An 8,912-nucleotide genomic window follows, 5' to 3' on the forward strand; every position below is an offset into this window, starting at 1 on the left:
GATACATTATTAATTAATATACCGTGATTCTGATCTTTAAAAATTTTGATTGCATTGTAAGCTCCGTGCATGTATCCAAATAAATTGGTTTTAATAACCTGCTGGTGGATTTCTAACGGAATTTCTTCAAATTTCCCGCTTGCCATTACTCCAGCATTATTTACCCAGATATCAATTTTACCGCTCATTTCTAGAGCTTCTTTTGCAACTTTCTCTACATCTTCAGCTATAGACATATCAGCCGAAAGACCAATAACATTTACCTGTAATGTTCTACAATACGCTACCACTTCATTAATGCCTTTCCAACCTCTAGCAGCTAGAACTAAATTACATTCTTCATGTGCAAAAGCTTCTGCAGCAGCACGACCAACACCACTGCTTGCACCAGTTATAACAACAGTTTTCCCTTTTAGCATGCTGTTGCATGTTTCCGTATTTTTCATATTCTAAATATTAAGTGCCTTAAAGCGCGGTTTTTTACTGTGATGAATTACTCAAATTGCTTTTTGACAAGACAATAGTGCTCTTTTCGTTTGTTCTGCTAGAAGTACTTTTTAGAATATATTTTTTCTCAGATGTTCGTGTGCTGGATATTCTATTTTTTTGATTGGAAAAATTCATAGCAAGTAATTTAACACCAAATAGTTTCGTCTAATTGAACTATAAAATTAGACGAAACTATTTGGTGTCTGTTATATAATTACGTTTGCTAATTGTTTAATTAAGAGGTTATAAGCGACAGGAGTTGTTTACCTAATTCGCTTAAATTTAAGAGTATCTGTTTTGGTTATAATAATTAAATCGGCTTTATGCAACCTATGTTTTCCTTTTAAATATTCTTCAGTGTTATTGTCGCCTGATTTTAAAATCAAAGAATCTTTTGTAAACGAATATTCTCCATTTACAATGCTTTTTGCCTGATCTGTTTTGTTAATTTGAAAATTATTCATGTTTTCAAAATGTAACCTTTCCTTGGTTTGGAGATTTTCCCAAGTTCCATAAAATTCGTCTTCTTTCATATATTTATTTTTCAAAATACTGAACATGATAAAAAAACCGATGAATACGGCAGGAATATAAACGAATTTGATTGGGCTAATTTTATTTACCCATTTAGGTCTGTCGCTATTTTGGTACAATGCAGGTTCTTCTAAAAAGTATTTCAGGAAGACTTTATAATCAGAGAAAAATACAAACAAAGCCATTAGCGTCAATATTATCGCAATTTCTTTTGCATTAATATCATATGCAAAATCTGTTAGAAGAATATTGACCATAAACGTAAGGAAAAGTATAATTCCTATTCTAGTTGTTTTTCTAAAAAAGAGCAGAAGTGAACTTATAATTTGTGTAACAGCAATAACAATTGGGTACCAATAGCAGTAACCATAATAATACCAAGTAAGGCGGAAACCATCTAGAGAACCAATTGGCATATCATACACGCTTGGCTGTGATACAAATTGAGTTTTTAATATTTTACCGTAAGCATACATGATTATAATTGTAGCTAAAAAGTATCTACAAAAGGTGTGTAAAAAAAGATGGATTTTTTGCCAGTTCATTTTTGGTTTTTTTGGGTTTTACGTAGTTTCGAACTTTGTAAAAGTATATTATCCCAAAATAGCAGAATTGTACAAATGGAAACAGTTTAGACAAATAGCCAAATATTTTCTTTTTTTGTATCTATATTTTTAAAGAATATTTGTGGATTGCTGTTTGTCAGTTCTTTAAAAATTCGAATAAAATGAGATTGATCATAAAAATCGTACTGAGATAATTCAGAAAAATTCTTGCTAACTTTCTGTTTTAGAATTGAGTTTCTAAAGCGATGTATTTTTCGATACTCCGAAGGCGATTTGCCAATATGTCTGGTAAATATTTTATTCAAATACTGTCTGCTAATTTGATGCTTCAGAGCAATTTCTTCAATCTTTTCGTCAGTTTCAATATCGGCAAGTATTTTTTCAATAAAAGAAAAATCTTTGACTTGTAATTTAGAAAGCAGATAATCTTCAAGCTCCTGACTTTGTTTGTCTTTAGTTAAGCTAAAAATTTCAATCATTTTATCATTAAAATCAGGCATAAAAGTAAAATCTAAAATAGTGCTTTCTGAAAAAATAGTTTTTGAATCTGATAAAAACTGACTTATTCCTAATGGTTTAAAATAGATTGTAACTTCATTTATAAGCTCTTTGTAATGAATTTTAATAGGTTTGGTATATCTAGAAACCACACAAGTCATGATGTTTTTATCTGGCGATGACTTTATAGTGACTTCGTTATTTTGTATTTCGACATTAATATCTTCATTGGTCGTTAAAATGCAGAAATTATTTGGGAAGGTCAGATATTGTATAGAGCCCGAAGTTTTATCTTTTGAGATGAAGTAATATCCCTCGATATATTTTTTTAAAATTTCATTTTTGGGCTGATAAAAATCCAGATTCATGTTCTCTTTTGGGAAATGGTATTTATGAAACTAAAATAGCAAATTTAAAGTTTGCACAAGTGTTACCCGCTTATTTTTTAAATATAAATTTTAACTAGATATAACTGTTTTAAATTCTAATTTATAAAGGGATAATTGGTTATTTGAAACGATTGGTTTCATTTTGTAATATAAGAATATGTACCATTCTGTTTTTTAGATATCAATGGTTTTATAATTAGGTTTTTTCGTATATTTATAATGTAATAAATAAAGAATAGACCCATGCACAGACACTACTTTCTTTTATTTGTTTTGTTGACTTTGTCTTCAGTCAATGGAATTTCACAAATTAATTACAATCTTCAAAAATCCCTTCAAACAGCAAAGAAAAATAATCCCGTTCTCAAAGAGCAATATTATGACGTAGATATTGCCGAAAGCGATATTGTGACGGCAAAGTTAAGACCAAATCTAATTTTTGGTTTTAATTACATTGGTGTTGCTGCAGAAAAAAACTATGCGCCTAATACTGGTTTTTTTAATAGCGCCAATACGCAAACGAATTTGCAATTAGGAAAAGTTTTTCAGCTTGCTGGAACACGTAAGAATAAAATTGATTTTGCAAGCCAGAATTCGGTTTTGACGCAAAAAAACTACAATGAAATAGAACGTAACTTATTTCAGGATGTAGGCCTGAAATGGGTTGATGTTTGGGCAGCACAAAAACAATTGGAAATTGTTAAAAAAGCTAGCGGCAACCTTGATAGTTTGGTAATTATAAATAAAGTGCGTTTAAAAAATCAAGTCATTACAGAGACCGATTTAAACCGTACCACTCTCTTGGCCAATCAGTATGTATTAGAAATAAAAAAAGCAGAACAGAATTTAAAAAACGAATTGCTAAGCCTTAAATATTTACTAGGCACTAAGGAAGAAATAAATATTGATTCTAATGATGATTTTGTATTTGTTCTGCCTTCAAATTTAGATGATTTTTTGCAGGAAGCTTTAGATAAACGAACAGATGTTTTGGCTTCTAAATCAATCTTAGATGTTGCCAATACTAATATCAATCTTCAAAAGTCATTGGCTTATCCGCAGCCTGAGTTGGGACTAATTTACAATCCGCAAAACATGATTCCTTATGTTGGTTTATACGGTACAATTGAACTTCCTTTTTTTTCAAGAAATCAGGGAGAAATAAAAAAATCAAGTTATCTAAAACAACAGGCCGAACAAAATTTGGAAGCTACGCAGGTTTTAATTCGAACAGAAATAACAAATGCATACAATGCTTATCAGACTCAAAAAAGTAATCTTGAAAATTTTGGCGGACTGCTGACAAGATCGGAAAACATTTTAAAGAGTGTAAAATATTCTTATTTGCGAGGAGGCACAACCATTATTGATTTTCTGGAAGCACAGCGCAGTTGGCTTGACATACAACAGCAGTATTATGATTCTATGCAAGAATATAGAAGAAGTTATATCACATTACTCTACGCTTCAGGATTAATTAATCAAATAGCACAATAATGATTTGAGAGAACTGTCGAGATTCATTAAAAAAACAAATACTATCTACATATGAAACATTTAATAAAGTATAGCGGCATTATAGTTTTATTTCTTTATGCCTGCAGCGGAAAAGAAAAGAAACAAGATCAGGTAGTAAACAACTTGCCACAGGTTACGAACAACGGAAAAACCATTGTATTTCCTACAGACAGCAGTGCTGTTTTTTTTGAAACAGAATCTATAGGAAATTCGGTTCTTAACAATCAAATTATGGCTCCTGCAAAAGTTTCTGCAACGGTCATGAAATCTCAAGAAGGAGCATCGCAAAATATCATTTTATTTGAAAATCCTGATTTGGCAGCTAGTTATACTCAGCTTATTCAACACATTGCTAATATCAATCAAATTCAGAACAAAAACATAAAACAAAAACAAATAGAAGTCGATCGAGCTAAAGACTTGCTGGCTCATGGCGCAGCGACGGGTAAAGACTTGTTGGAAGCGCAAACAGCATTATCTGTAGAACAGACCAATTTGGCCAATGAAAGAGCGGCTTTAATTGAGTACGAGACGAACTTGAAAGCTGGAGGATTTGAACCCGAAGCGCTCAAAAGAGCAAAAGCAGGAACATCATTTATTATTTGTGATATTCCAGAGAATCAGATAAGCAGAATAAAAAGCGGTGATAATTGTACTGTTCAATTTACCGCTTTTCCTAATGAAAAGTTTTCTGGAAAAATTGATGACATTGCCGACATGATTGATCAATCTACCAGAATGGTTAAACTCCGAATCAGCTTAAATAATGCAAGCGGTAAATTTAAGGCTGGTATGTTTGCTACAGTTTCTTTTGGCATAAGCGAAGGAGATAACATAAGTATTGATAAAAACTCGTTGGTTACGGTTCAGGCAAAAAATTATGTTTTTGTAAAAAAGAACAGTAAAGAATTTGAGCGTACCGAAGTCACAATCGGAAATCAGATAGGAGATAGAGTTGTCGTATATAATGGTTTGATGAGTGGCGATGCTATAGCTGTTAAAGGTGTTATGCAGTTAAAAGGCCTCAGTTTTGGGTATTGAAAACAAAGATTATGTCTGCAAAATAGCTAATACTTAAATGAAAAAACAATGACACAAGCACAAGTATATATAGATAAAGATGAACTAAAAGGAACACAGCCTTTGTATGAGTACATTTTAAGATTTTTAATTGAACACAAAATTAAGGGAGCAACTATTTTTCATGGTAAAATAGGATATGGAGCCAGTAGGTATCTTAACAGACCCCATGATTTGTTCAGTTTTGATAAAATACCTTTGCTGATCAATTTTATAGATGAAGATGAAAAGGTAAAATCTGTTTTAACGGCTTTACGAAAAGTCTACAAAGGAGGTTTTATAGTTACGAATCAAGTAGAAAAATGGTAAACAGATGATTAAAAATTTACTCATATTCAGCCTTCGTAACCGCTGGGTTATAATTGCAATTAGTGTTGTTTTAATGGCGATAGGTTTTTGGTGTTTTACCAAATTAAAAATAGAAGCATATCCAGATATTGCAGATACCAATGTAATTATAGTAGCGCAATACGACGGAAGAGCAGCTGAAGAAGTAGAACAGCAAGTTACTATTCCTATTGAAAGAGCTTTGCAGAATACACCAAATGTTTTAGATCGAAGAAGCAGAACTATTTTTGGTTTGTCGGTAGTGCAACTTACTTTTAAAGATGGCACTGATGATTATTTTGCACGGCAACAGGTAACAGAACGGCTTGCAGAAGCTGAATTGCCAGATGGTGTTGCGCCTTCATTAGCACCGCTTTCTACTGCTGTTGGGGAGATTTTTAGATACGTTGTAGAAGCGCCTTCAAATTATAGCCAAGCAGAGCTTAGAGATCTTCAGGATTGGGTTATAAAACCTGCTTTGCTACAAGTTCCCGGAATTGCCGATGTAACTACTTTTGGTGGTCCATTAAAGCAGTTTCATATTATTACTTCGCCAGAAAAACTGAGAAAATACAATCTTACGCTTAAAAACGTAATGGACGCAGTAGATGCAAACAATTTAAACACCGGTGGAAATATTATTGAAAGAGGCGGACAAGGTTTTGCAGTGCGTGGTTTGGGAGCAATTAAAACGGAAAGAGATATTCAAAATATTGTTCTTAAATCTGAAAACGGAGTTCCTGTTTTTGTTCGTGATGTAGCAACTGTAGAAATTACGCCACCACCGCCAAGTGGTGTAATGGGATATACCGTTACTCAAGACAAAAAAGATGTAAGCAGCGGTGTTGAAGGTATTATTCTTTTAAGACGATATGAAAACCCAAGTGAGGTTTTAATATTGTTAAAAGAAAGAATGGCTGAGTTACAGGAAAATGATTTGCCTCAAGGTGTAAAATTGCGCCCTATGTATGACAGAACATTCTTGATCGATCATTCGCTAGAAACTGTTGCGCATACCTTGTTTGAAGGAATTTCTATTGTAATTATTCTATTGATTCTGTTTCTTGGAAGTGTTAGAAGTGCATTAGTTGTAGCTTTAACTATTACGTTTTCATTATTGTTTGCTTTTATTTTAATGAGACTTACGGGTATTCCTGCCAATTTACTTTCGCTGGGAGCAATAGATTTTGGAATTATTGTAGACGGAGCCTGTTTAATGGCCGAACATCTTATAAGGAAATACAGAACAGCCACACCAGAAGAAAAACAAGATGGGATTGTGCAAATCACATTACAAGCAGCTCAAGAAGTGGGAAGAGAAATTTTCTTTTCAGTAACCATTATTATATTGGCTTATATGCCTATACTTTTAATGACTAGAGTAGAGGGTAAATTGTTTTCTCCAATGGCTTTAACTTTGGCTTTTGCTGTTATTGGTTCGATGTTGGGAGCGCTTACCTTTATTCCAGTTCTAATTTCTTTTGTTTATAGAAAAGCAATGCTCGATGTTGATAAACCTATAAAAGAACATAAAAATGTGGTGTTAGATTATTTGACTAGATCATACGAAAAAGCATTATCTGGATTTTTAAATAATTATAAAAAAACTACAGTAATTGGTTTTTCGATAGTAGCAATATTTATTTTATGCGGCTTAAAATTAGGAACCGAATTTTTACCCACATTAGATGAAGGATCTATCTTTTTAAGAGGAAATTTTCCAGCTGGAATTTCGATACAGGAAAATGCCAAATATGCTCCTAAAATCAGAAAAATAATAGCGAAGTATCCTCAAATATCTTACGTGATAACGCAGACAGGACGTAATGATGATGGTACCGATCCGTTTCCTGCCAATAGGAATGAGATTTTAGTAGGATTAAAAGATTACAAACTCTGGAGCGATACCATTGCTAAGAAAGATTTGGTCGAAATAATTAAAAAAGATTTGCAGCAGCAAATTCCGTCAGTGCAATTTTCTTCAGGACAGCCAATTATCGATCAGGTTATGGAAATTGTAAACGGAAGTGCAGCAGACCTTGCAGTTTCTGTTGTGGGCGATGATTTGGAAATGATGAGAAAGAAGGCAGAAACAATTGCACAAATTGCTAAAAATACGCAAGGTGCTGAGAATGTCAATATTGAACAAGAAGGAGAACAAGAGCAATTGGCAATTGATATTAATAGGGAACAAGCTGCGAGATTTGGAATTAATGTAGCAGATATTCAAAATATGATCGAGGTGGCAATTGGCGGAAAAACAGTTTCAACTTTATACGATGGAGCAAAACGTTATGACATTGTAGTTCGTTTTTTACCACAATACAGAAGTTCTATTGATGCGATAAAAGATATTTTAGTGCCATCTTCAAATGGCGCTTTAATTCCAATGAATCAATTGGCAAACATACATTTTGTTGAAGGACAAACTAATATTTATCGTTACGGAAGCAAACGAATGATTACCGTTAGAACCAATATTAGAGGAAGAGATCAGGGAAGTTTTGTAAAAGAACTGCAAAGTAAAGTAGGTAAAAATGTAACCGTGCCAAAAGGATATAGTATCATTTATGGAGGACAATATGAAAATCTCGAAAGAGCAGGAAAACAACTAGCATTTACCATTCCGCTTACCATTATTATGGTTTTCTTGTTTCTATTTATGCTGTACAAAAACTTCCAGCATACCATGATTACCATGAGTTGTATTTTGTTTGCCTTAGGAGGCGGAATTGTAGCTTTACTTCTTAGAGGTTATTACTTTAATGTTTCTGCAGGTGTTGGTTTTGTGAGCATTTTTGGAATTTCGGTAATGTCGGGCGTACTTCTTGTATCGGCTCTTAATAGAAAAACAATGTTTAAGAATGATAATCTGCAAGAAAATGTATTGACAGCTTCAAAAGAACAATTAAGAGCTTTATTATCAATTTTGGTTGTGGCTATTGTGGGGCTAATTCCAGCAGCTACATCTTCTGGTATTGGTTCAGATGTACAGCGACCGCTTGCAACGGTAATTATAGGCGGTTTGAGTAGTACATTAATTTTTGCTCCAATATTAATTCCTACTTTATATTTTTGGTTAAATGAGAGAAAAACGAAATAAAATTTAACGTAAAAAAAAGTCCCAATCAAATATTGGGACTTTTTTATGGATCTAATTTTTTTTATTTTCCAATTGCACCTCGAATTTTCCCCAATAAGGATTTTCCGCCATTTGAGAATGTCCAATAATTAGGATATAATCACCAGTCTGTTTGGCCTCTATTTTGAGTTCTGTGCCAAAAGGCCCGTCTGCTGTTTTGTCTGGATAGATAATCTGGTTAAAACGAATATTGGCATTAGTTTTCTCCGGTATAATTCTTCCGTTTAATTCACTCGAAAATTCATTTTTAAATTTGACATATATTCTAGAATGTATAGAATCTACGTTGCCATCTGCAATAAATACATTTTTTTCATTTTTATAATTCATAAAAATAGTATCGCCAATCTGTTTATTTTCTTGTTTTTG

7 protein-coding genes and 1 pseudogene are annotated in these 8,912 nt (G+C 32.9%); 4 read left to right on the forward strand and 4 right to left on the reverse strand.

Annotated features, from left to right (window positions below):
- The 3 genes from B3J44_RS21700 to B3J44_RS21710 form a co-directional block, all read right to left on the reverse strand.
- A partial coding sequence (locus tag B3J44_RS21700) for an SDR family NAD(P)-dependent oxidoreductase (RefSeq protein ID WP_286971374.1) occupies positions 1 to 446 on the reverse strand: 446 nt, incomplete at its 3' end.
- Positions 447 to 752: 306 nt separating this feature from the next.
- The gene (locus B3J44_RS21705) at positions 753 to 1,568 is read right to left on the reverse strand and encodes a hypothetical protein (RefSeq protein WP_286971375.1); all 816 of its coding nucleotides are present in this window, start codon (positions 1,566 to 1,568) and stop codon (positions 753 to 755) included.
- Positions 1,569 to 1,654: 86 nt separating this feature from the next.
- Positions 1,655 to 2,455, reverse strand: a complete 801-nt coding sequence (locus tag B3J44_RS21710) for a helix-turn-helix domain-containing protein (RefSeq protein WP_286971376.1) — start codon at positions 2,453 to 2,455, stop codon at positions 1,655 to 1,657.
- Positions 2,456 to 2,719: 264 nt separating this feature from the next.
- Here B3J44_RS21710 and B3J44_RS21715 point away from each other — a divergent pair, with 264 nt between their 5' ends.
- Genes B3J44_RS21715 through B3J44_RS21730 form a run of 4 tightly spaced genes read left to right on the forward strand, consistent with a single transcriptional unit; the run spans position 2,720 to position 8,504 of the window.
- On the forward strand, positions 2,720 to 3,973 hold the full coding sequence (locus tag B3J44_RS21715) for a TolC family protein (protein WP_286971377.1): 1,254 nt from the start codon (positions 2,720 to 2,722) through the stop codon (positions 3,971 to 3,973).
- A 51-nt stretch (positions 3,974 to 4,024) separates the two neighbouring features.
- Positions 4,025 to 5,035, forward strand: coding sequence for an efflux RND transporter periplasmic adaptor subunit (locus B3J44_RS21720; RefSeq protein ID WP_198856209.1), 1,011 nt, complete (start codon positions 4,025 to 4,027; stop codon positions 5,033 to 5,035).
- Between the two features lie 48 nt (positions 5,036 to 5,083).
- Positions 5,084 to 5,383, forward strand: a complete 300-nt coding sequence (locus B3J44_RS21725) for a DUF190 domain-containing protein (protein WP_198856208.1) — start codon at positions 5,084 to 5,086, stop codon at positions 5,381 to 5,383.
- Positions 5,384 to 5,387: 4 nt separating this feature from the next.
- Complete coding sequence (locus B3J44_RS21730) at positions 5,388 to 8,504, forward strand: efflux RND transporter permease subunit (RefSeq protein WP_286971378.1); 3,117 nt, start codon at positions 5,388 to 5,390, stop codon at positions 8,502 to 8,504.
- A 51-nt stretch (positions 8,505 to 8,555) separates the two neighbouring features.
- Here B3J44_RS21730 and B3J44_RS21735 read toward each other — a convergent pair.
- Positions 8,556 to 8,912 (reverse strand): annotated as a pseudogene (locus tag B3J44_RS21735) (hypothetical protein); the annotation flags it as partial.

Origin of the sequence: Flavobacterium sp. UBA4854, from assembly GCF_002399805.1 — a bacterium.
Lineage (GTDB): Bacteria > Bacteroidota > Bacteroidia > Flavobacteriales > Flavobacteriaceae > Flavobacterium > Flavobacterium ginsengisoli.

Coding starts and splice junctions, on each gene's coding strand:
- B3J44_RS21705 (WP_286971375.1), bottom strand. CDS start 1,568: ATGAACTGGCAAAAAATCCATCTTTTTTTACACACCTTTTGTAGATAC.
- B3J44_RS21710 (WP_286971376.1), bottom strand. CDS start 2,455: ATGAATCTGGATTTTTATCAGCCCAAAAATGAAATTTTAAAAAAATAT.
- B3J44_RS21715 (WP_286971377.1), top strand. CDS start 2,720: ATGCACAGACACTACTTTCTTTTATTTGTTTTGTTGACTTTGTCTTCA.
- B3J44_RS21720 (WP_198856209.1), top strand. CDS start 4,025: ATGAAACATTTAATAAAGTATAGCGGCATTATAGTTTTATTTCTTTAT.
- B3J44_RS21725 (WP_198856208.1), top strand. CDS start 5,084: ATGACACAAGCACAAGTATATATAGATAAAGATGAACTAAAAGGAACA.
- B3J44_RS21730 (WP_286971378.1), top strand. CDS start 5,388: ATGATTAAAAATTTACTCATATTCAGCCTTCGTAACCGCTGGGTTATA.